At 75.7% G+C, this 21,802-nt stretch carries 22 protein-coding genes; all 22 read right to left on the reverse strand.

Going from position 1 to position 21,802, the window contains the following annotated elements:
* Positions 1 to 151: 151 nt before the first annotated feature.
* The 22 genes from fmt to VF468_26575 all read right to left on the reverse strand — a co-directional run bounded on the left by fmt (position 152) and on the right by VF468_26575 (position 21,582).
* Positions 152 to 1,096: a methionyl-tRNA formyltransferase gene (gene fmt, locus VF468_26470; GenBank protein HEX5881833.1), complete on the reverse strand. Its 945-nt coding sequence runs from the start codon at positions 1,094 to 1,096 to the stop codon at positions 152 to 154.
* Positions 1,097 to 1,106: 10 nt separating this feature from the next.
* Positions 1,107 to 1,688, reverse strand: a complete 582-nt coding sequence (def, locus tag VF468_26475; protein HEX5881834.1) for a peptide deformylase — start codon at positions 1,686 to 1,688, stop codon at positions 1,107 to 1,109.
* A 17-nt stretch (positions 1,689 to 1,705) separates the two neighbouring features.
* A complete protein-coding gene (locus VF468_26480; protein HEX5881835.1) occupies positions 1,706 to 3,016 on the reverse strand; it encodes a hypothetical protein in 1,311 nt (436 codons plus the stop codon).
* A complete protein-coding gene (locus VF468_26485; GenBank protein ID HEX5881836.1) occupies positions 3,013 to 3,594 on the reverse strand; it encodes a hypothetical protein in 582 nt (193 codons plus the stop codon). The genes VF468_26480 and VF468_26485 overlap by 4 nt, the downstream gene beginning before the upstream one ends.
* 63 nt (positions 3,595 to 3,657) lie before the next feature.
* Complete coding sequence (gene metK / locus VF468_26490; protein ID HEX5881837.1) at positions 3,658 to 4,851, reverse strand: methionine adenosyltransferase; 1,194 nt, start codon at positions 4,849 to 4,851, stop codon at positions 3,658 to 3,660.
* Positions 4,852 to 4,968: 117 nt separating this feature from the next.
* Positions 4,969 to 6,135, reverse strand: coding sequence for an epoxide hydrolase (locus VF468_26495; GenBank protein HEX5881838.1), 1,167 nt, complete (start codon positions 6,133 to 6,135; stop codon positions 4,969 to 4,971).
* An 89-nt stretch (positions 6,136 to 6,224) separates the two neighbouring features.
* Positions 6,225 to 7,454 (reverse strand): bifunctional phosphopantothenoylcysteine decarboxylase/phosphopantothenate--cysteine ligase CoaBC, encoded by a 1,230-nt coding sequence (coaBC, locus tag VF468_26500; GenBank protein HEX5881839.1) that lies wholly within the window; start codon positions 7,452 to 7,454, stop codon positions 6,225 to 6,227.
* A 2-nt stretch (positions 7,455 to 7,456) separates the two neighbouring features.
* Positions 7,457 to 7,708, reverse strand: coding sequence for a DNA-directed RNA polymerase subunit omega (gene rpoZ, locus VF468_26505; GenBank protein HEX5881840.1), 252 nt, complete (start codon positions 7,706 to 7,708; stop codon positions 7,457 to 7,459).
* Entirely contained in the window at positions 7,708 to 8,292 is a 585-nt protein-coding gene (gene gmk, locus VF468_26510) for a guanylate kinase (protein ID HEX5881841.1), read from the reverse strand. The genes rpoZ and gmk overlap by 1 nt, the downstream gene beginning before the upstream one ends.
* A 64-nt stretch (positions 8,293 to 8,356) precedes the next feature.
* A complete protein-coding gene (mihF, locus tag VF468_26515; protein ID HEX5881842.1) occupies positions 8,357 to 8,674 on the reverse strand; it encodes an integration host factor, actinobacterial type in 318 nt (105 codons plus the stop codon).
* A 73-nt stretch (positions 8,675 to 8,747) separates the two neighbouring features.
* Positions 8,748 to 9,494 (reverse strand): orotidine-5'-phosphate decarboxylase, encoded by a 747-nt coding sequence (gene pyrF, locus VF468_26520; GenBank protein HEX5881843.1) that lies wholly within the window; start codon positions 9,492 to 9,494, stop codon positions 8,748 to 8,750.
* 32 nt (positions 9,495 to 9,526) lie between these two features.
* Positions 9,527 to 10,450: a dihydroorotate dehydrogenase gene (locus tag VF468_26525; protein HEX5881844.1), complete on the reverse strand. Its 924-nt coding sequence runs from the start codon at positions 10,448 to 10,450 to the stop codon at positions 9,527 to 9,529.
* Complete coding sequence (locus VF468_26530) at positions 10,447 to 11,295, reverse strand: dihydroorotate dehydrogenase electron transfer subunit (protein ID HEX5881845.1); 849 nt, start codon at positions 11,293 to 11,295, stop codon at positions 10,447 to 10,449. Before VF468_26530 ends, VF468_26525 begins: the two co-directional genes overlap by 4 nt.
* Positions 11,292 to 14,591, reverse strand: a complete 3,300-nt coding sequence (carB, locus tag VF468_26535; protein ID HEX5881846.1) for a carbamoyl-phosphate synthase large subunit — start codon at positions 14,589 to 14,591, stop codon at positions 11,292 to 11,294. The genes VF468_26530 and carB overlap by 4 nt, the downstream gene beginning before the upstream one ends.
* Positions 14,591 to 15,001 carry a hypothetical protein gene (locus VF468_26540; protein ID HEX5881847.1) on the reverse strand — a complete coding sequence of 137 codons (411 nt, stop codon included), beginning with the start codon at positions 14,999 to 15,001 and terminating at the stop codon, positions 14,591 to 14,593. Before VF468_26540 ends, carB begins: the two co-directional genes overlap by 1 nt.
* On the reverse strand, positions 14,994 to 16,094 hold the full coding sequence (carA, locus tag VF468_26545; protein HEX5881848.1) for a glutamine-hydrolyzing carbamoyl-phosphate synthase small subunit: 1,101 nt from the start codon (positions 16,092 to 16,094) through the stop codon (positions 14,994 to 14,996). Before carA ends, VF468_26540 begins: the two co-directional genes overlap by 8 nt.
* Positions 16,091 to 16,564, reverse strand: coding sequence for a hypothetical protein (locus VF468_26550; protein HEX5881849.1), 474 nt, complete (start codon positions 16,562 to 16,564; stop codon positions 16,091 to 16,093). The genes carA and VF468_26550 overlap by 4 nt, the downstream gene beginning before the upstream one ends.
* Entirely contained in the window at positions 16,561 to 17,862 is a 1,302-nt protein-coding gene (locus tag VF468_26555) for a dihydroorotase (GenBank protein HEX5881850.1), read from the reverse strand. Before VF468_26555 ends, VF468_26550 begins: the two co-directional genes overlap by 4 nt.
* Positions 17,859 to 18,785 carry an aspartate carbamoyltransferase catalytic subunit gene (locus VF468_26560; protein HEX5881851.1) on the reverse strand — a complete coding sequence of 309 codons (927 nt, stop codon included), beginning with the start codon at positions 18,783 to 18,785 and terminating at the stop codon, positions 17,859 to 17,861. The genes VF468_26555 and VF468_26560 overlap by 4 nt, the downstream gene beginning before the upstream one ends.
* Complete coding sequence (gene pyrR, locus VF468_26565; GenBank protein HEX5881852.1) at positions 18,782 to 19,336, reverse strand: bifunctional pyr operon transcriptional regulator/uracil phosphoribosyltransferase PyrR; 555 nt, start codon at positions 19,334 to 19,336, stop codon at positions 18,782 to 18,784. Before pyrR ends, VF468_26560 begins: the two co-directional genes overlap by 4 nt.
* A gap of 306 nt (positions 19,337 to 19,642) precedes the next feature.
* Positions 19,643 to 20,287: a response regulator transcription factor gene (locus VF468_26570; protein HEX5881853.1), complete on the reverse strand. Its 645-nt coding sequence runs from the start codon at positions 20,285 to 20,287 to the stop codon at positions 19,643 to 19,645.
* On the reverse strand, positions 20,275 to 21,582 hold the full coding sequence (locus VF468_26575) for a sensor histidine kinase (GenBank protein ID HEX5881854.1): 1,308 nt from the start codon (positions 21,580 to 21,582) through the stop codon (positions 20,275 to 20,277). Before VF468_26575 ends, VF468_26570 begins: the two co-directional genes overlap by 13 nt.
* Between the last annotated feature and the right edge of the window lie 220 nt (positions 21,583 to 21,802).

Genomic DNA, 21,802 nt, shown 5'->3' on the forward strand with positions numbered 1-21,802 from the left:
GTCGCGGGGGCCGGCGGCCGGGCCCCGGCGGCGCGGCCCGCGGGTCGCCGGGTCCCGGGCCGGCCCCGGCCGCCGGCGTCCCCCGCGGGATCGCCGGTCGCTCATTGGCGCACCGTCCTGCCCGGCACCGCCTCGTATGCGCCCGCCGTGCTCATCGGCCCAGCCACTCGTCGGGACCGAGGCGGGCGCCGCGGGCGAACTCGGCCCCGGACATGGCCCGGCGCCCCTCGGGCCGCAGCTCCAGCAGCTCAAGGGGCCGGTCGCCGGTCCCGACCAGCAGCCGCCCGCCCGGGGCGAGGACGAGCCGCCCCGGGTCCGGCGCCGGCCCGCGTTCGCCGTGGTCGGCGACGGCGGCCCGGGTGATCTTGAGGCGGCGGCCGCGGTGGGTGGTCCAGGCGCCCGGGGCCGGGGTGAAGGCGCGGACGGCGTCGGCCACCCGGCCCGCCGGCCGGGTGAAGTCGAGGCGGGCCTCCTCGGCGGTGACCTTGGGGGCGTGGCTGACCCCGGCCTCGGGCTGGGGCCGGGGCTCGACCTGGCCGGACTCGAGGGCGTCGAGGGTCTCCACGGTCAGCCGGGCCCCGACCTCGGCCAGCCGGGCCGTCAGGGCGCCGGCGTCCTCGTCCGGGTGGACGGGGACCTCGGCGGCCAGCAGCATCGGGCCGGTGTCCATGCCGGCGTCGATCACGAAGGTGGTGACCCCGGTGACCTCGGCCCCGTCGAGCAGGGCCCGCTGCACCGGCGCGGCCCCGCGGTAGGCGGGCAGGAGCGAGAAGTGGAGGTTGATGATCCCCCGGGGCAGGGCGGCCAGCACCGGGTCGGGCAGCAGGTAGCCGAACGCGCAGGCCACGCCGATGTCGGCCCCGGTCGCGGCCAGCCGCCCGGGCAGCTCGGGGTCGCGGCCGGACGACGGCTCCAGCACCGGCACCCCGGCGGCCAGGGCGGCCTGCTTGACCGGCGAGGGCTGCGGCGTCCCGCCCCGCCGGTCGCGGGGCCGGTCCGGCCGGGTCACCACCGCCACCACCTCGTGCGCCGAGGCGAGCAGCGCCTGCAGCGGCGGCACGGCCGCCGCCGGCGTGCCCAGGTAGACGACCCGCACCGCCCGACCCCTACAGGGTCTTGTCGGGCTTGATGGCCAGGTCCGACCGGTGCAGGTGCGGCTCGATGCCCGCCTGGAGCTCGAGGTCGAGCTCGCGCTCGCGCCACTGCTTGAGGGCCCGCTTGCGGTCGCCCCGGGACAGCCGCTCGATGAACAGCACCCCGTCCAGGTGGTCGATCTCGTGCTGGATGCAGCGGGCCAGCAGCCCCTCCCCGGTCAGCTCCAGCGGCCGGCCGCGGACGTCGACGGCCGACGCCGTGACGACCATGGCCCGCTTGCAGGCATAGTAGAGGCCGGGAAACGACAGGCAGCCCTCCTCGCCGTCCTGCTCGCCCTCCCAGCGGGTGATGACGGGGTTGACCAGCACCCCGTGCGGGTGCTCGCCGGTCTCCTCGTCGGGCGGGAGGTCGTAGGCGAACATCCGCTTGAGCACCCCCACCTGGGGCGCGGCCAGGCCGACGCCGTGGGCGGCCCGGAGGGTCTCCAGCAGGTCGTCGCCGAAGCGGGCCAGCTCGGCGTCGAACCGGGTCACCCGGTCCGACCGCTGGGTCAGGACCGGGTCGCCGTACAGCCGGATCTCGAGCACTGCCACGTGACGCGTCTCCTCGTTCAGCCAGGGTGCTGGCGGGGGGCGGCGAGGACTTCGAGGGGCTCGACGTCCACCGACATGCGCGGGCCGCCGGCCCGGGATGCCTCGGTGAGCAGGGGCCGGAGGGCCCTGGCCGCCGACTCGGCGTCCTCGACCTTGGCGATGATACGCCAGCCCCTGCCCATGGCCGCCGGCCCGAGCAGCTCGACCTTGGGCCCGAAGGCGGCGGCCAGGGCGGCCCCGGCCGCGTCGGCCTCCTCCGGCTCCGGCCCCTCGACCAGGACCAGCCGCCGGGCCGGGGGGAAGCCGAGCTCGACCCGGCGGGGCAGCTCGTGGCGCCAGAAGAACTCCGGGTCCCAGCGGACCAGGGCCTGGACGGCGTGGTGGCCGCCGTGGCGGGTCTGGAGGACGAGGCGGCCGGCGCCGCCCCGGGGGCCGCACCAGGTGGCGGCCCGGCTCCAGGTCCGGTAGGCCTCCTCGGCCGCCCGGACCTCGGCCTGGCCGAGGGCGGTGTCGGCGCCGACCACGACCACGGTGCGGCAGCCGGTCAGCGGCGGGTGGTCCTTGACCCCGGCCACGGTGCCGACGACCACCCCGGGCCGCTGCCCGGCCCAGGGGGGCACCATGCCCGGGTCGACCACCTCCCGGTCCAGCCGCCACACCGGCACCCCGGGCAGGATGCGGGCCAGCTCGGCCGCGACCTGCCCGGCGGTGCGGGCCCCGGGGGCGGCCGGGTCGGCCCCGCCGCGCCGCGGCACCAGCACGTAGGCGGGCTCGTCGCGGGCCAGGGCGGCCCGGATGGCGGCCAGGCCGCGGGGGTGGAGGCGGGCCGCGGCCGGGCCCTCGTCGTCGGGGTCGACCACCTCGACCAGGGGCCGGGCCGCCCGCTCGGCCGCCCGGTCGGGGGCGAGCAGCCGGCACTGGCCGGCCTGCATGGCGGCCACGGCCTCGGCCGAGGGCACGGTGCCGGTGAGCACGCACAGGGCCCGGGCGGCGGCGGCCCGGCGCAGGGCGACGTCGCGGGCGTGGAAGCGGGGGGTGCGCTGCTCCTTGTGGGCGAAGTTGGCCTCGTCGTCCACGACCACGCACCCGAGCGCGGGCAGCGGGGCGAGCACGCTGGAGCGCCCCCCGACAACGACCAGCCGCCGCCCCCGCCGCAGCTCGGCCCAGGCCCGGTACCGCCGCCGGTCCGACAGGTCGCTGGCCAGGTCGGCCGCGTCCGGGAACGCCTTGCGCACGGCGTCCCCCACCGCCGACCCCGCCGCCACCTCCGGCGTCACCACGATCGCCCCCCGCCCCCGTTCCAGCGCCGCCTCCACCAGCGCGATCACCCGCGCCCCCGGTCCTCCCCGGGCAGCGGCCGCCAGTAGACCGCCCCCGCGGCGGGGCTGGGAAACGCCGCGGCGGGACTGTGGGCGGCGGGACTGTGGACGGCCGCGCGCACCCCTCCCGGCTGTCGGCTACCCTCCCGTGCAGGGGCCCCACCACCAGGTGGGTGGGGGTGCGGCGCGCCCGGGGGGTGGGGATGCGGCGCGCCCGGGGGGTGCGGCGCGCCCGCCTCGACCGACGCCTCGACCGACGCCTCGACCGACGCCTCGACGGCGGCGACCCTTGGGGGGACGGCCAGGCGGAGGGTGTCGACCACGGTGGCGGCGTAGCGGGTGGCGACCCAGCGGAGGAGGTCGAGCTCGTGGGAGCCGAACGAGGGGATGGGCGAGACGACCCGGAGGATGTCGCGGGCGTCGGGGGGGAGCTCGGCGGCCGGGCCGACGACCCAGGCGTCGACCCGGCGGCGGCCGCCGAAGGGGACCTTGACCCTGCTGCCCAGGTGGACGTCGGGCCGCAGGGCCTCGGGGACCCGGTAGGTGAAGGGCCGGTCCAGGTGGAACAGGGGCACGTCGACCAGCACCTGGACGGCTTGGCTGCTCAGGTCCAGGTCCAGCCGGGTTCCCCTCTCCCCCCGGTGGCGGGGTTACAGCGAGCGGGCCGCCTTGGCCAGCTCCTCGGCCGGGGAGGTCGACTCCCAGGTGAACTCGGGCTCGGAGCGGCCGAAGTGGCCGTAGGCGGCGGTCTTGCGGTAGATGGGCCGGCGCAGCTCCAGGTCGCGGACGATCGCGGCCGGGCGCAGGTCGAAGAACTCGGGCAGGAGCTTGCCGAGCTTCTCCGGGTCGACCTGCTCGGTCCCGAAGGTCTCCACGAACACGCTGACCGGGTGGGCGACGCCGATGGCGTAGGCGACCTGGACCTCGCAGCGCTCGGCCAGGCCGGCCGCGACCACGTTCTTGGCCACCCAGCGGACCGCGTAGGCCGCCGACCGGTCGACCTTGGTCGGGTCCTTGCCGGAGAAGGCGCCGCCGCCGTGGCGGGCCATGCCGCCGTAGGTGTCGACGATGATCTTGCGGCCCGTCAGGCCGGTGTCGGCGTTGGGGCCGCCCAGCTCGAACCGGCCGGTCGGGTTGACGAACACCCGCATGCCCTCGGAGGCCAGGTCGTCGGGGAGGACGGCGTCGATCACGTGCTCGCGGATGTCGGGGGCGAGCAGGGTCTCGATGTCGACGTCGGGGCCGTGCTGGGTGGACACCACCACCGTGTCCAGCCGCACCGGCTTGCGGCCCTCGTACTCGACGGTGACCTGGGTCTTGCCGTCGGGGCGCAGGTAGGGGACGACCCCGGAGCGCCGCACCTCGGCCAGCCGGCGCGCCAGCCGGTGGGCCAGGGCGATCGGCACCGGCATCAGCTCGGGGGTCTCGTTGCAGGCGTAGCCGACCATCATGCCCTGGTCGCCGGCGCCCTGGGTGTCGAGCGGGTCGGTGTCGCCGGCCCGCTCCTCGAAGGCATGGTCGACGCCCTGGGCGATGTCCGGCGACTGCTCGTCGATGGCCACCGTGACCCCGCAGGTGGCCCCGTCGAAGCCGTACTTGGCCCGGTCATAGCCGATGCCGAGGATGGTCCGGCGGACCACGTTCGGGATGTCGACGTAGGTCTTGGTGGAGATCTCCCCGGCCACCACCACCAGGCCGGTGGTGATCAGGGTCTCGCAGGCCACGCGGCCGGCCGGGTCGTCGCGCAGGATCTCGTCAAGGATGGCGTCCGAGATCTGGTCCGCGATCTTGTCCGGGTGACCTTCGGTCACCGACTCGGACGTGAACAGGTACCGGTTCGCCACGTGTGTGCCTCCAAGGGAGTTCGCGCCGCGCATCGGCGGCAAGCCATCGCCGAAGGGTAGCCGGGCCCCGGGCGCGAGGCAAACCCCTCGCCGCTGGATCGATGCCCGGCCGTGACCTCAGCGCAACTTGCGGAAGAACGCCCGGACGTCCTCGACCAGCAGGTCGGGGGCTTCCAGGGCGGCGAAGTGGCCGCCGCGCTCGTACTCGGTCCAGTGGCCGACGTTGCCCTCGGGGTCGATCAGGCGCCGGACCAGGTCGTCGCCGGCGGCGAACACGGCCCAGCCGGAGGGGACCTCGGACGGGCCCGGCCACTCGCCGCCGTGGGCGGCCTCGTAGAGGAACTGGGCGGCCGAGGCGCCGGTGCCGGTGAACCAGTAGATGCTGACGTTGGTGAGCAGCCGGTCGCGGTCGACGGCGTCCTCGGGCAGGTCGGCCGCCGGGTCGGTCCACTCCTTGAACTTCTCGACGATCCAGGCCAGCTGCCCGGCCGGGGAGTCGGTGAGGGCGTAGGCGATCGTCTGGGGCCGGGTCGTCTGCAGGGCGATGTAGCCGAGGCCGTCGGCCTTGAACTGGCGCATCCGCTCCAGGGTGGCCCGGTGCTCGGCGGTGACGGCCGCCTTGTCGGCCACCTCGTCGGGCGGGAGGGCGACGGCGCCGACGGCCAGCGGGTCGCTGTTGACGTGGACGCCGGCCACGTGGCCGGGGTCGAGGCTGCCCAGCATCCCGGTGACCCCGGCGCCGATGTCGCCGCCCTGGGCGCCGTAGCGGTCGTAGCCGAGGCGGGCCATCAGCTCGACCCAGGCCCGGGCCGTGCGGCCCATGGCCCACCCCGGCTCCCGGACCGGCGAGGAGAAGCCGAAGCCGGGCAGGGAGGGGGCGACCAGATGGAAGGCGTCGGCCGGGTCGCCGCCGTGGGCCCGCGGATCGGTCAGGGGCCCGACCAGGTCCAGGAACTCCACCACCGACCCGGGGTAGCCGTGGGTGACGACCAGCGGCAGGGCGTCCGGCTCGGGCGAGCGGGCGTGCAGGAAGTGGATGGGCTGGCCGTCGATCACGGTGGTGAACTGGGGCACCTGGTTGAGCCTGGCCTCCTGGGCCCGCCAGTCGAACCCGTCCCGCCAGTAGCCGGCCAGCTCCTTGAGGTAGTCCAGCGGCACCCCGCGGCTCCAGCCCGCTCCCGGCACCTCCCCGGGCCAGCGGGTCCGGCCCAGCCGGTCCTGGAGAGCATCCAGGTCCGCCTGGGGAATGTCCACCCGGAACGGCTGGATCGCCGTGTCGGCCATGTCGCCCGCCTCCTTAGGGGAAGGAACTGGGGGAAGGAACGTCCCTCGATTCTAGCGGAACGGAATATTTTATTCCACTAAGAATGCTCTCAGGAACCGGCGGTGCGGAGGGCCTCGACCCGGTCCAGGAGGCGGGCGGCGATGGCCGCCTTGGAGGACCGGGGGAGCTCCTCGACGTGGTCGGCGTCGACCAGGTAGGCGTCGGCGTCGTCGGCCCCGAAGGCCGAGCGGGCGCCCTCGACGTGGTTGAGGACGACCAGGTCGAGGCGCTTGGCCTCGAGCTTGCCGCGGGCCCCGGCCAGGTGGTCGCCGGTCTCGGCGGCGAAGCCGACCAGGACCTGGCCGGGCCGGCGGCGGCGGCCCAGCTCGGCCAGGGTGTCGGGGGTCGGCTCGAGGACGACCTCGGGGACGCCCTGGTCCTTCTTGAGCTTGCCCTCGGCGACCCGCTTGGGCCGGAAGTCGGCCACCGCGGCGGCCATGATGAGCACGTCCTGGGCGTCGGCCTCGGCCAGGACGGCGTCGTAGAGCTGCTGGGCGGTCTCGACCCGGACGAGGCGGGCCCCGGCCGGCGGGTCGACGGTGGTGGCGGCGGCCACGGCGGTGACCTCGGCCCCGCGGCCGAGCGCCTCGGCCACGATCGCCGCCCCCATCCGGCCCGAGGAGCGGTTGCCGAGGTAGCGGACCGGGTCGAGCGGCTCCCGGGTCCCGCCCAGGCTGACCAGCACCCGGGTGCCGGCCAGGGTCTTGGCCGGGGCGAGGGCGGAGATCACGCCGGCGACCAGGTCGTCGAGCTCGGCCAGGCGGCCGGGGCCGACGTCGCCGGAGGTCAGCGGGCCCGACGCCGGGGGCACGATCCGGACCCCGCGCGCCTCCAGGGTCTGGAGGTTGGCCCGGGTGGCCGGGTGCTCCCACATCTCGGTGTGCATGGCCGGGGCGACCACCACCGGACCGGGGAAGGCCAGGGCGATGTTGGTGAGCAGGTCGTCGGCCAGGCCGGCGGCCAGCCGGGCCAGGGTGTGGGCGGTCGCCGGGGCGACCACCAGGACCTGGCCCCAGCGGGCCAGGGCCACGTGCTCGACCGCCGCCGGGTCGTCCCAGACCGAGGCCGGCACCCGCCGGCCGGTGAGGGCGGCGAAGGTGGCCCTGGTGACCATCCGCTCGGCGTCGGCGGTGAGCAGCGGCTGGACCTCGGCCCCGGCGCGCTGCAGCTCGCGGGCCAGCTCGGCCGCCTTGTAGGCGGCGATCCCCCCCGTCACCCCCAGCAGCACCCGCGCCCCGGCCAGCGGCGACCTTCCCGCACCCCCTGCCGGCTGGGCCACCGTTACTTGATGGACTCGGCGACCTCGGCCGGGCGCTCCCAGTTCAGCTTGTCCTCGACCAGCTCCTGGAGGGCGACCGAGAGGGCCTTGCGGTTGGGGCCGGTGTCGACCATCGGCGGCACGAACTCGCCGATGCCCTCACCGAGCTGGCTGTAGTAGCCGTTGATCTGCCTGGCCCGCCTGGCGGCCAGGATGACCAGGGTGTACTTGGAGTCGACCCGGGCCAGCAGTTCGTCGATCTTGGGTTCGATCATCAGTGCTTCCGCTCCTTGACACGCGTGTGACCGCCGTTGATGGTACGCCGTCTCAGCCGGTCGACGATCTCGACCACCTCGCGGGCGGCCGTTTCCAGATCGTCGTTGACCACGGTGACGTCGAACTCGGGCTCGGCGGCGAGCTCGTCGGAGGCCTTGGCCAGGCGCCCGCGGATCTGCTGGTCGGTCTCGCTGCCCCGGGTGCGCAGCCGCCGCTCCAGCTCCTGGAGGCTCGGCGGGGTGATGAACACCATGAAGGCCCGCGGGTCGGCCGCCTTGACCTGCCGGGCGCCCTGGACGTCGATCTCGACCAGGACGTCGCGGCCCTCGGCCAGGGCGCGGTCGATCGGCTCCCGCGGCGTGCCGTAGCGCTCGCCGAAGATGTCGGCCCACTCGAGGAACCCGCCGGCGGCGACCATGTCGTCGAAGTCGGCCCGCTCCACGAAGTGGTAGTGACGGCCCTCGTCCTCGCGGGCCCGCGGCTGGCGGGTGGTGGCCGAGATGGACAGCTCCAGGTCGGGCAGGGCGGCCAGCAGCCTGGCCACGATGGCCCCCTTGCCGACCCCCGACGGGCCGGCGAGCACGATCAGCCTGCCTCGCCGACCCGACTGCTGGCACCCCCCACCATTGGCCAACGCGGGGTGCTTGCTACTTCTTGCCGCCGAACTCGGCGAGCAGGGCGTCCTTCTGCTTGGAGCCGAGGCCGCGGACCCGGCGGGAGGCGGAGATGTCGAGCTTCTCCATGATCTTGCGGGCGCGCACCTTGCCGACCCCGGGCATGCTCTCGAGCACGCTGGAGACCTTCATCTTGCCCACCGTCTCGTCGGAGTCCTTGGCAAGGACGGTGGCCAGGCTCATGTTGCCGCTCTTGAGCTGTGCCTTGAGCTCAGCCCGCTTGCGGCGGGCTTCGGCAGCCTTCTCCAACGCCTGCTGGCGCTGCTCGGGCGTCAGGGTTGGCAGGGGCATTCGGGCCTCCTCGTGACCTCGTTCTGGATCGAAGACTCGCGGATTCTATGCATACCTTGGCGGCGGCCACAATCTATCGGCGCTGGTCAGAACCCTCCTCTGTTGACAAACCGTCAAATTGACCATGTTTGGGCGCCGCCGCGAGGGCCTGGTCGCGCACCGCCCGGGCGGCCCCGCCCACGTCGTCTGACCTGGTGATCGGCCGCCCGACGACGATCCGGGTGGCCCCGGCGGACATGGCCGCCGCCGGGGTCGCGACCCGCGCCTGGTCGTCTGCGGCCGAGGACGCAAGCAGACGCACCCCCGGGCAGATCAGCTCGACCGAGGGGCCGAGCCGGGCCCGCAGGGCGGCAGCCTCCAGGGGGGAGCAGACGATGGCCGGGCAGCCGCGGCCGACGGCCAGGTCGGCCAGGCGGGGGACGGCCTCGGCGGCCGGGGGCAGGCCGGCGGCGGCCAGGTCGGCCGGGGAGGCGCTGGTCAGGATCGTGACCGCGGCCACCCGGCAGCGGTCGCCGGCCGCCTGGACGGCCGCCTCCAGCATGGCCGGCCCGCCCAGGGCGTGGACGGTGACCAGCTCGGCCCCGGCCCGGGCGGCGGCCCGCATGCCGCCGGCCACCGTGGCCGGGATGTCGTGCAGCTTGAGGTCGAGCATCACCCGGCGGCCGTCGCCGGCGAGGGCCCCGACCGCGGCCGGCCCGGCGGCCCCGAACAGCTCCAGGCCGACCTTGACCATCCCGGCCGCCTCCCCGGCGGCCCGCGACCAGGCGGCCGCCTGCTCCAGGTCGTCGGTGTCCAGGGCCAGCACCAGCGGCGACTCCATCCGCGGAGCCTACCCGGGGCCTGTGACCGGCATCAGCGCTCGGCCTTGAACAGCGCCGGGAGGTCGGCGGGCGCGGCGGCGCCGGCGGCGGCGAGGTAGCGCTCCAGGCTCTCGGCGACCTCGACCACCGCTCGAGGGTTGATGAAGTTGCCGGTGCCGACGGCGACCGCGGCCGCCCCGACGAGCAGGAGCTCGGCCGCGTCGTCGCCGGTGACGACGCCGCCGGTGCCGACGATCGGCACCCCGGGGAGGGCCTGGGCGACCTGCCAGACGCAGCGGACGGCCACCGGCCGGATCGCCGGGCCGGACAGGCCGCCGGTGACCGCGGCCAGCCGGGGGCGGCGCGTCCGGGTGTCGACGGCCATGCCGAGCAGGGTGTTGATCAGGGTGAGCCCGTCCGCCCCGGCCTCCACCACCGCCCTGGCCACGGCGACAATGTCGGTGACGTCGGCGGTGAGCTTGGCCAGCACCGGGACCGAGGTGGCCCGCTTGACGACCCGGACGACCTCGGCGGCGGCCGCCGGGTCGGTGGCGAACACCTCGCCGCGGTGCTCGACGTTGGGGCAGGACAGGTTGACCTCGACCAGGGCCACCCCCGGCTCGCCGTCCAGGCGGGCGGCCAGGCGGCCGAACTCGTCCGGGCTGCGGCCGACCAGGCTGGCCACCACGGTCGCCCCGGCCTCGGCCAGGAACCGGAGGTCGCCGGCGCAGAACGCCTCCACGCCCGGGTTCTGGAGGCCGATGGCGTTGAGCATCCCCGAGGGGGTCTCGGCCGTCCGGGGGGTGGGGCGGCCGCGGCGGGGCTCCAGGCTGACCGACTTGGTGACGATCCCCCCCAGGGCGGCCAGGTCGACCCAGCCGGCCATCTCCCGCCCGAACCCGAAGCACCCGGAGGCGGCCAGCACCGGCGTCTTCAGCCGGACCCCGCACAGGTCGACCGACAGGTCCACCGTCACCGGACGGCTCCCTCCAGGTCGGGGTGGCCGAGCTCGGCCCAGGCGATCGCGGCGCCGTCGAACACGGGCCCCTCCAGGCAGGAACGGGCCATGCGGGTCGCCCCGGGCCCCGCTCCCCCGCCGTCGCCGACGGGCAGGACGCAGGAGAAGCAGATGCCGGTGCCGCAGGCCATCTGCTCCTCGACCGCGACCTGGCAGGGCACGCCGGCGGCGGCGGCCAGGCGGCTGACGGCGGCCAGCATGGGCATGGGGCCGCAGGCGTAGACCCGCTCGGCCCCGGTGCTCGCGAGCAGGCCGGCCAGGGGGTCGGTGACCAGCCCGCGCCGCCCCGCCGACCCGTCGTCGGTGGTCACGGTCAGGCTGTGGCCGAGCCGCTTGGCCTCCATGGCGTCGAGCAGGCGGCCGGCGGTGGCCGCCCCGATCACGAAGTCGACCCGGCAGCGCCGCGCCCGCAGCTCGGTGGCCAGGAAGAACAGCGGGGCGGTGCCGTAGCCGCCGCCGACCAGCAGGCAGCCGGCCGGCCCCTCCGGGGGGTCGAACGGCCGCCCCAGGGGCCCGAGGGCGTCGACCACGTCGTGGGGCCGCAGCCGGGCCAGGGCCCGGGTCCCGGCCCCGACGACGTCGAACACGACCTCGACCGTTCCCATCCCCGTGCCCGGCCGCTCGACCTTGTGGACCGAGAAGGGCCGCCGCAGCGGGAACGAGCGGTCCTCGCCGGCCAGCAGGTGGACGAACTGCCCCGGCCGGGCGTGCTCGGCGATCCTCGGCGCGACCAGGGTGAGGGCCTGGTAGGCCCCGGTCCGGCGCCGCTCCAGGACCTCGCACCGCTCCCGGACCGGGGTCATGGCCGTTCCCCGGGCCCCGGCGGCCGGCCAGGCGCCGGCCCGCCGCCGGCTGAGCCGTCGTGCCAGGCCTGGAGGGGGCGGACGGCCAGCTCGCCGGCCAGGCGGGCCTCGATGCCCTGGACGACGGCGGTGAGGCCGGACAGGGTGGTGATGCAGGGGATGTCGGCGGCCACGGCGGCGATGCGGATGTCGTAGCCGTCCTCGCGGGCCCCGGGGCCGGCGGGCGTGTTGACGACCAGGTCGATCTCTCCGGCGCGGATCTTGTCGACCACGTTGTCGGGCCCCTCGTGGCCCTTGCGGACGACCGCCGCCTCCATGCCGTTGCGGCGCAGGACCCCGGCCGTGCCGGTGGTCGCGACCAGGGTGAAGCCGAGGTCGGCGAGGCGCTTGGCCGGCAGCACGATGGCCCGCTTGTCGGCGTTGCGGACCGACAGGAAGGCCGCCCCCTTGGCCGGCAGGGCCCCGTAGGCGGCCTCCTGGCTCTTGGCGAAGGCGGCCCCGAAGCGGGCGTCGATCCCCAGCACCTCGCCGGTGGAGCGCATCTCCGGGCCGAGCAGCGAGTCGGCCCCGGGGAAGCGGGCGAACGGCAGCACCGCCTCCTTGACCCCGACGTGGGCCGGCTCCGACGCCCGGAGGCCGAGCCCGGCCAGGGTCGAGCCGGTCATCAGCCAGGCCGCCGCCTTGGCCACGGGCAGGCCGGTGACCTTCTCCACGAACGGGACCGACCTGCTCGCCCTCGGGTTGGCCTCGAGCACGTACAGCCGCTGGCCCTTGAAGGCGAACTGGACGTTGAGGATCCCGACGACCCCGAGGGCCCGGCCGAGGCGGGCGGTGGCCTCCTCGACGGCCGCGACCTGGTCGGCCCCGAGGGTGATGGGCGGGAGCACGCAGGCCGAGTCGCCGGAATGGATCCCGGCCTCCTCGATGTGCTCCATCACCCCGCAGACCAGCACCTGCCCGGTCGTGTCGCACAGGGCGTCGACGTCGACCTCGACGGCGTCCTCCAGGAACCGGTCGACCAGCACGGGACGGCTCCCGTTCCCCTGAGCGGCGGTCAGCGCACCCGAGCGGGCCAGAGCGTCGGCGTCGTAGCAGACCTCCATGGAGCGGCCGCCGAGCACGTAGGAGGGGCGGACCAGGACCGGGTAGCCGACCCGGTCGGCCACGGTCAGGGCCTGGTCGACGCTGGCCGCCTGCCCCCAGGGCGGGGCGTCGAGGCCGCAGCGCTCCAGGACGGCGCCGAACCGGCCCCGGTCCTCGGCCAGGTCGATGGCCTCCGGCGGAGTCCCGAGCAGCGGCACCCCGGCCGCGGCCAGCCCGTGGGCCAGCTGCAGCGGGGTCTGGCCGCCCATGGTCGCGATCACCCCGACGAGCTCGCCCCCGGCCGCCTCGGCGCGGCACACCTCGAGGACGTCCTCGCAGGTCAGCGGCTCGACATAGAGCCGGTCGGCGATGTCGTAGTCGGTCGAGACGGTCTCGGGGTTGCAGTTGACCATCACCGTCTCGTAGCCGGCCTCGCGCAGCGCCTGGACGGCGTGGACGCAGGCCGTGTCGAACTCGACCCCCTGGCCGATCCGGTTGGGCCCCGACCCGAGCACCACCACCCGGCGGCGGCCGGTGGCCGGGACCTCGGTCTCCTCCTCGTAGGTCGAGTAGTGGTAGGGGGTGGAGGCCTCGAACTCGCCGGCGCAGGTGTCGACCGAGCGGTACACGGGCTCGACCCCCAGCGCCCGGCGCCGGGTCCGGACCTCGCCCTCGGTGGCCCTGACGGCGGCGGCCAGCTGGGGGTCGGAGAAGCCGTGGCGCTTGGCCCGCCAGAGCAGGCCCCGGCCGAGGTCGTCGATGGAGGCGGCGGCGGCGACCTCGGCCCCGACCTCGACGATCCGGGCGATGCCGTCCACGAACCAGGGATCAACGTCGGAGGCGGCGGCCACCTCCTCGACGCCGCGGCCCAGCCGCAGGGCCCGCTCGACCGCCTCCAGCCGGTCGGCGCGGGGCAGGCCGCAGGCGGCCAGCAGGGCTTCGGGGGCGGCCTGGGGGCTGCCCGGCGCCGGGTCGCCGGCCGGGTCGCCGAGGCCGTCGCGGCCCGTCTCCAGCGACCGGCAGGCCTTCTGGAGGGCCTCGGGGAAGGTGCGGCCGATGGCCATGACCTCCCCCACCGACTTCATGCGGGTGGTCAGCTCCGGGTCGGCGCCGGGGAACTTCTCGAAGTTGAACCGGGGGACCTTGACGACCACGTAGTCGAGGGTGGGCTCGAAGGCGGCGGCGGTCTTGCCGGTGACCTCGTTGCGGATCTCGTCGAGGGTGAAGCCGACGGCCAGCTGGGCGGCCACCTTGGCGATCGGGAACCCGGTGGCCTTGGAGGCCAGGGCCGAGGAGCGCGACACCCGCGGGTTCATCTCGATCACGACCCGCCGGCCGGTCCGCGGGTCGACGGCGAACTGGACGTTTGCCCCGCCGGTCTCGACCCCGACGGCCCGCAGCACGGTCAGGGCGTCGTCGCGCATCTCCTGGTACTCGCGGTCCGACAGGGTCATCTGGGGGGCGACGGTGACCGAGTCGCCGGTGTGGACGCCCATCGGGTCGACGTTCTCGATCGAGCAGACGACCACGGCGTTGTCGGCCCGGTCGCGCATCACCTCGAGCTCGAACTCCTTCCAGCCGAGCACCGACTCCTCGATCAGCACCCGGCCGACCGGGCTGGCGGTCAGGCCCTCGGCCAGCAGCCGCTCCAGCTCGCCGGCGGTCCGGGCGATGCCGCCGCCCCACCCGCCGAGGGTGAACGAGGGCCGGATGACCACCGGCAGCCCCAGGTCCTGGACGGCGGCCAGGCCGTCGGCGACCGACCCGACCTCGACCCCGCGGGGCAGGTCGAGCCCGGCGGCCCGGCAGGTCTCGGTGAACTCGACCCGGGACTCGGCCCGGCGGACGGCGTCAACGGTGGCCCCGATCAGCTCGACCCCGAGCCGCTCCAGGGTGCCGTTCTCGTGCAGGGCCACGGCCAGGTTGAGGGCCGTCTGCCCGCCCAGGGTGGGCAGCAGGGCGTCGGGCCGCTCGGCCTCGAGCACGGCCGCCACCGGGCCGGGGGTGAGCGGCTCCAGGTAGGTGGCGTCGGCCACCTCGGGGTCGGTCATGATCGTGGCCGGGTTGGAGTTGACCAGCACCACCCGCAGCCCCAGCCCGCGCAGGGCCCGGCAGGCCTGGGTGCCGGAGTAGTCGAACTCGGCCGCCTGCCCGATGACGATCGGCCCCGACCCCACGACCAGGATGCAGCCCAGGTCCTCCCGGAGGGGCACTAGGCGTCACCCCGCAGGACCTCGGGCGGGATGCCGCTGGTGCTCGGGGGCGCGCCCTCCGCCGCCTGGTCGTAGGCGCTCTGGCCGGCGTCCCAGCCGTCGTACAGGCCGCGGGCCATGGCCTCGGCCCACAGGGACCGGACCTGGGCCGGGCTGAGCAGGCGCAGGCGGATGGCCAGGCGGCTGGCCCCCTCGACGCTGGCCACCAGGGTGCGCAGCTTGGCCTCGTCCTGGGCGGTGGTGCGCCGGCCGGTGGGCGAGACGCCGGCCTCGGCCTCGCCGCGCAGGCCGGCCTTGAGGGTGAAGACCCGCTCGAACTCGGCCCGGAGGGCGTCGGCGACCTCCCCCGCCGGGGGCAGGGCGCCCTGGTCGACCCCGCCAAGGGCCCGGAAGGTCCGCTGCTCAGCCATGTCGGGCTCCCTCCATCAGGTCGGCGAACCGCTCGAACAGGGGGTGGGCGTCGTGGGGACCGGGGGCGGCCTCGGGGTGGTACTGGACCGAGAAGGCGGGCACGTCCAGGCACTCCAGGCCCTCGACGACGCCGTCGTTGGCGTTGGCATGGGTGACCCGCACCCCGGCCGGCAAACTGTCGCCGTCGACCGCGAAGCCGTGGTTGTGGCTGGTGACCGCGACCCGCCCGGTGGCCAGCTCGACCACCGGCTGGTTGACGCCGCGGTGGCCGAACTTGAGCCGCACCGTGCGGCCGCCGACGGCCTGGCCGAGCAGCTGGTGGCCGAGGCAGATGCCGAACACCGGCACCTTGCCGAGCAGCTCCCGGGTCGCCCGGACGCCGTGGCCGACGGTGGCCGGGTCGCCGGGGCCGTTGGACAGCATCACCCCGTCGGGCCGCCAGGCCAGCGCCTCGGCGGCCGGGGTGGACGCCGGCACGGCCAGGACCCGGGCCCCGAGCCGGCGCAGCCGCCGGGCGATGTTGGCCTTGGCCCCGAAGTCGTAGAGCACCACCCGCAGGCGCTCGTCGCCGTCGGCGGGCAGCTCGACCGGCTCGGGACGGGTGACCCGGTCGACCATGGCCAGGCCGTTGGGGTCGGGGGCGGCCAGGGCCAGCTGGCGCAGGGCTCCCGGGTCGAGGACCTCGGTCGACAGGGCGCCGCGCATGGCCCCGCGCTGGCGCAGGCGCCGGACCAGCCGGCGGGTGTCGAGACCCTCGACCCCGGGCACGCCGGCCGCCTCCAGCTCCTCGGCCAGGCTGCGCTCGGCCCGCCAGCTCGAGGGCCGCCGGGCCGCCTGCCGGACCAGGAACGCGGCCACCTGGACCCGCTCGGACTCGGCGTCGGCCGGGGCGGTGCCGTAGTTGCCGACCTCGGGCGCGGCCATGCAGACCAGCTGCCCGGCGTAGGAGGGGTCGGTCAGGACCTCCTGGTAGCCGCCCATGGCGGTGTTGAACACGACCTCCCCGGCCACCGTGCCCGGCTGGGCGGTGAACGCCTCGCCCCGGAAGGCGGTCCCGTCCTCCAGCACCAGCAGCGCCTCGCGGGGGCTCATCGGGGCACCAGCGGCCGCAGCCGCGCCGCCCAGGCGGGGGCGGTGTCCTCGTCGAGGGCGAACCCGGAGCGGAGGGTGGCCGGCCCGAGCCGCCAGTCGACGACCAGCACCTTGTCGGCGTAGACCTCCTTGCCGGCGTGGTGGGAGGTGATCTCGACCCCGCGCAGGTCGGCCGGGGGGATGCACCAACGGTCGTCGACCCGCAGGCCGCCCTCGTCGAGGGCGAGGCCGACCAGGCGGCGGCCGAGCAGGCCGTGGCCGTTGAAGCGGCGGACGCTGGAGGGGGCGTAGGTGGTGCCCAGGTAGCGGGCCTGCTCGGCCAGCAGGGGCGTCCCCGCCGGCGGGCAGGCGGCCGGTGGGGGCACGCCGGCCTCCTGGCGGGCCACCGTCCGCCGCACCGCGAACAGGACCAGCCCACCGGCCAGCCCGGCCACGATCGCGACGGCCAGTCCGCCGTAGAACCAGCTCACCTGAGGGCCCGCCCGTCGCGGACGGTGAAGGCGCCGCGCAGGATCGTGTGGACGACCCGGCCGCGGAGCTCGCGGCCGTGGAAGGGGGTGTTGCGGGCCCGGCTGGCCAGCCTGGCCCGGTCGACCGTCCAGGCGGCGGCCGGGTCGAGCACGGCCAGGTTGGCCGGCGCCCCGGGCGCCACCGGGCCGCCGTGGCCGCCGACGCGCCGGCAGCGGGCCGGCCCGGCGGTGAGGCGCTCGACCGCGGTCGCCAGGTCCAGGTAGCCCGGCTCGACCAGCTCGGTCAGGGTCACGGCCAGGGCCGTCTCCAGCCCGAGCATGCCCGGCGGGGCGCTGCCCCACTCGACCTCCTTGTCCTCACGGGCGTGGGGGGCGTGGTCGGTGGCGACGGCGTCGATGGTGCCGTCGGCCAGCCCCAGGCGGACGGCCTCGACGTCGGCCTTCTCGCGCAGGGGCGGGTTGACCTTGAACACCGGGTCGTAGGAGCGGGCGGCCTCGTCGGTCAGGGTGAAGTGGTGGGGGGCGGCCTCGGCCGTGACCCGGACCCCGCGGGCCTTGGCCGCCCTGACCAGCTCGACCGCGCCCCCGGTGGAGACGTGGCACAGGTGCAGGCGCCCACCGGTCAGCTCGGCCAGGAGCAGGTCGCGGGCGACCACCATGTCCTCGGCGGCGGCCGGCCAGCCGGCCAGTCCGAGCATGGCCGACACCTCGCCCTCGTGCATCTGGGCGCCGTCGGTCAGCGACGCGTCCTGGGCGTGGTCGGCGACGACGGCGTCGAAGGCCCGGGTGTACTCCAGGGCCAGGCGCAGCAGCCGGGCCTCGCGGATGGGCAGGCCGTCGTCGGAGAAGCAGTCGACCCGGGCCGCCGAGCGGGCCATGGCCCCGAGCTCGGCCAGCTCGGCGCCGCGCTGGCCGACGGTGACGGCCCCGACCGGGAACAGGTCGGCCAGGCCGACCTCGCGGCCCCGGGCCGCGACCATCTCGACCACCCCGGCGTTGTCGGCCACCGGGTCGGTGTTGGGCATCGGGCAGACGGCCGTGTAGCCGCCGAGGGCGGCCGCCCGCGACCCGGTCTCGATGGTCTCGGCGTCCTCGCGGCCCGGCTCGCGCAGGTGCGCGTGCAGGTCGACCAGGCCGGGGCAGACGACCAGCCCGTCGCAGTCGACGACCTCGGCCCCGGCCGTGTCCAGGCCGGTCCCGACCCCGGCGACCCGGCCGTCGTCGACCAGCACGTCGGCGGTCCCGTCGTGGCGGGTCGCCGGGTCGACCAGCCGCCCCCCCTTGAGGAGCAGCTTCATGTGGCCACCTCCGGTCCTCCGAGCAGGAGATAGAGCAGGGCCATGCGGACGCTGATGCCGTTGGCCACCTGGTCGGCGATCACCGACCGCTCGATGGAGTCGGCCACCTCGGCGGCGATCTCGACCCCGCGGTTCATCGGCCCCGGGTGCATGACGATGGCGTGGTCGGCCATGGCGTCCAGCCGGCGCCCGTCCAGCCCGTACAGCCGCGCGTACTCGCGCAGGGAGGGGAAGAACCCGGCCCGCTGCCGCTCCAGCTGGACCCGGAGCATCATCACCACGTCCTGCTTGGGCAGGACGGCGTCCAGGTCGTAGGAGACGGCCACCCCCCAGGTCTCGACCCGGGCCGGGAGCAGGGTCGGCGGGGCGACCAGGGTGACCTCGGCGCCCATGGTGGTGAGGGCGAGCACGTTGGAGCGGGCCACCCGGGAGTGGAGCACGTCGCCGACGATGGCCACCTTGAGCCCGTCGAAGCTGGGGAACCGCTGGCGCATGGTGTAGAGGTCGAGCAGGGCCTGGGTGGGGTGCTCGTGGGTGCCGTCGCCGGCGTTGACGACCACCGCCTCGACCCACTCGGCCAGCCGCCAGGGCGCCCCCGAGGCGCCGTGGCGCATCACGATGGCGTCCACCCCCATCGCCTCCAGGGTGATGGCCGTGTCCTTGAGGCTCTCCCCCTTGGAGACGCTGGAGCCCTTGGCCGAGAAGTTGATGACGTCGGCCGAGAGGCGCTTGGCGGCCAGCTCGAAGGAGATCCGGGTCCGGGTCGAGTCCTCGAAGAACAGGTTGCAGACGGTGCGGCCGCGCAGGGTCGGGACCTTCTTGATGGCCCGGTCGGTGACCTTGGCCAGGTGGGCGGCCGTGTCCAGGACCCGGGTGATGTCGCCGGCGCTGAGGTCGGCCGCCGACAGCAGGTGCTTGTTCAGGACGCCACCGCCTTCCTCGGCGTGTCCTCGATGACCACGCCGTCCTCGCCGTCGGTCTCGGCCAGCAGCACCCGGACCGCCTGGTCGGGGGCGGTGGGCAGGTTCTTGCCGACGTAGTCGGCCCGCAGGGGCAGCTCGCGGTGGCCGCGGTCGACCAGCACCGCCAGCTGGATGGCCCGCGGCCGCCCGAAGTCGGTGAGGGCGTCCAGGGCGGCCCGTACCGTCCGCCCGGTGTAGAGCACGTCGTCGACCAGGACCACCACCTTGCCGGCCAGGTCGAACGGCAGCTCGGTGTCGTGGGTGGCCTGGGGCGGCCGCATGCCGATGTCGTCGCGGTACATGGCCACGTCCAGGGCGCCGGCCGGGACCTGGTGGCCCTCGATCTCGGCCAGCTTGGCCGCCAGCCGCCCGGCCAGCGGCACCCCGCGGGTGTGGATGCCGACCACCACCAGCCCGTCGGTGCCCTTGTTCCGCTCCACGATCTCGTGGGCGATCCGGACCAGCGCCCGGTGCACGTCGGCGGCGTCCAGCACCATCGCCGGCCCGGACATCAGAAACGCCTCCAACCCGTCGGGGATGGAGGCGTGGCGCAGCGCAGCATGCTCGGTGGCTCCCTTCCCGGCCTCACGGGACCGGCCCTTAAAGGTCGCTCGTCGCCGGGCATGGTAGCCGCCCGGCCCGGCCCGCTCAAGTGTGCCTGGTCGGCTCAGGCGAACGGGTTCTCGATCGCCACCCCAGCGACTGGCCGTTGATGCTGGAGGTCCTCGGTCAGCAGCCCTCCTGGCGGTCGTTCGCTGCACCGGCGCAGCGAGCTTCCGGGCGTTCGGCCACGAGCTACGACTCCTCGTCGAGCTGGCTCAGGCCCGCAGGTAGGTGAGGACGGCCAGGACCCGGCGGTGGTCGGTGGGGGCGGCGGGGAGGCCGAGCTTGGCGAAGATGCTGGAGATGTGCTTCTCGACGGCGCCCTCGGTGATGACCAGGCGCTCGGCGATGGCGGCGTTGCTGCGGCCCTCGGCCATCAGGGTGAGGACGTCGAGCTCGCGGGGGCTGAGGGAGGCCAGGGGATCGGCCTTGCGGCGGCGGCCGAGGAGCTGGGCGACCACCTCGGGGTCGATGGCGGCGCCGCCGTCGCCGACCCGGCGGACGGCGGCCAGGAACTCGCCGACGTCGGCGACCCGGTCCTTGAGCAGGTAGCCGACGCCCTGGGCGCCGCCGGCGAGCAGGTCGGAGGCGTAGCGCTCCTCCACGTACTGGGACAGGACCAGGATGGCGGTGGCGGGGACGCGCTCGCGGACCTCCAGGGCGGCCCGCAGGCCCTCGTCGGTGTGGGTCGGGGGCATGCGCACGTCGACCACGGCCAGGTCGGGCCGGTAGGCGTCGACGGCCGCGACCAGGCCGGGGCCGTCGCCCACCTGGGCGACGACCTCGACCCCGCCGTCGGCCAGCAGCCGGGCCAGCCCCTCGCGGAGCAGCACCGAGTCCTCGGCGATCACGACCCGCACGGCAGCTCCGCCCTGATCACCGTCGGGCCTCCGGCCGGGCTGGTGACGGTCAGGCGGCCGTCGACGGCGGCCACCCGGTCGACCAGGCCGCGCAGGCCGGTGCCCCTGGCCGGGTCGGCCCCGCCGGCGCCGTCGTCGATGACCTCGACCACCAGCAGGTCGCGGTGGCGGGTGATGCGCACGCCGATCTCGGTCGCCCCGGCGTGCTTGGCCGCGTTGGCGAGGGCCTCGGCGACCACGAAGTAGGCGGCCGACTCGACCGGCCCGGGAAGCCGCCCGGTGGCGACCTCGACCCCGACGGGGACGGGCGAGCGGGCGGCCAGGGCGGAGATGGCCGCGTCCAGGCCCCGGTCGGCGAGCACGGCCGGGTGGATGCCCCGGGCCAGGTCGCGCAGCTCGGCCAGGGCCCGCTTGGCCTCCTCGTGGGCCTCGCCGACCAGGGCGGCCCCGGCCGCCGGGTCGCTCTCCAGCTTGGCCCTGGCCATGCCGAGGTCCATGGCCAGGGCGACCAGCCGCTGCTGGGCGCCGTCGTGGAGGTCGCGCTCGATGCGGCGGCGCTCGGCCTCGGCCGTGTCGACGGCCCGGTCGCGGCTGGCCTGGAGGGCGTCGACCCGGGCCTGGAGCTGGTGCTGGCTGGGCCCGAGCAGGGCCAGGGCGACGGCCCCGTGGGCGGCCGCCATCCCCTTGACCGCCCAGGCCGCGGCCACGCACAGCCCGGCCCCGACGACCGTGGCCAGGAGGGCCTCGGGCAGGGTGTCGATCACCAGGAGCCCCCGGTCGCCCTCGGCGATCAGGGCAGCCCCGCCGTCGGCCGGGATCCAGTACCACAGCGGCGCCGTGAGCAGGCCGAGGGCGGCGGTCCAGAGGGTGAGGGTGACCACGAACCAGAGCAGCCCGAGGGGGAACAGCACCACCAGGTAGGCCAGGTCCTTCCAGGTCGCCGGGTCGGACGCAACCACCCGGGCCCGCCGCCACGGCGACCCCGACGGGGCCGGCCGGTACGGGTCGGGGATCTCGACGCCCAGCATGGCCCGTACCCAGCGCCGCTCCAGCCAGGCTCCGCCCCGCCAGGCGAGCACGGTCAGGGCCAGGACGAACACCCCGACCCAGATGATCAGGGTGCCGACGCCCAACGTCAGGCCGACGGCCAGGACGACGTGCCAGGTCAGGCCCACCCACATGCTGAGCAGCAGGTAGATCGTGCCCGTCAGGGTCCGGATCTCTCCCAGCGGGGCCAGCGCCCGCCGCACGGCGCCGTCGCCCGGCCCGCCCGTCGCCACCTGCTCGACCGTCATCGCAGTGCTCCTTGCCGTCGTCTCGATCTTGCCACCTCAGCCTGGCCCACGGGACCTCCCCCGCCCATCCGGCGGCCCGGCCAGCCGAGGTGGGGACAACCCGAAGGTGCCGGCCGGCGGGGAGGCGGGGAGGTGGCCGGGGGAGGCGGCGGAGGCGGAGCCTGTGGACAGCGTCCGGCACCCACGTTCCCGTTGGGCTACGCTCCCCCACCGGGGACCT

The sequence above is a fragment of the Actinomycetota bacterium genome (assembly GCA_036280995.1).
Lineage (GTDB): Bacteria > Actinomycetota > CALGFH01 > CALGFH01 > CALGFH01 > CALGFH01.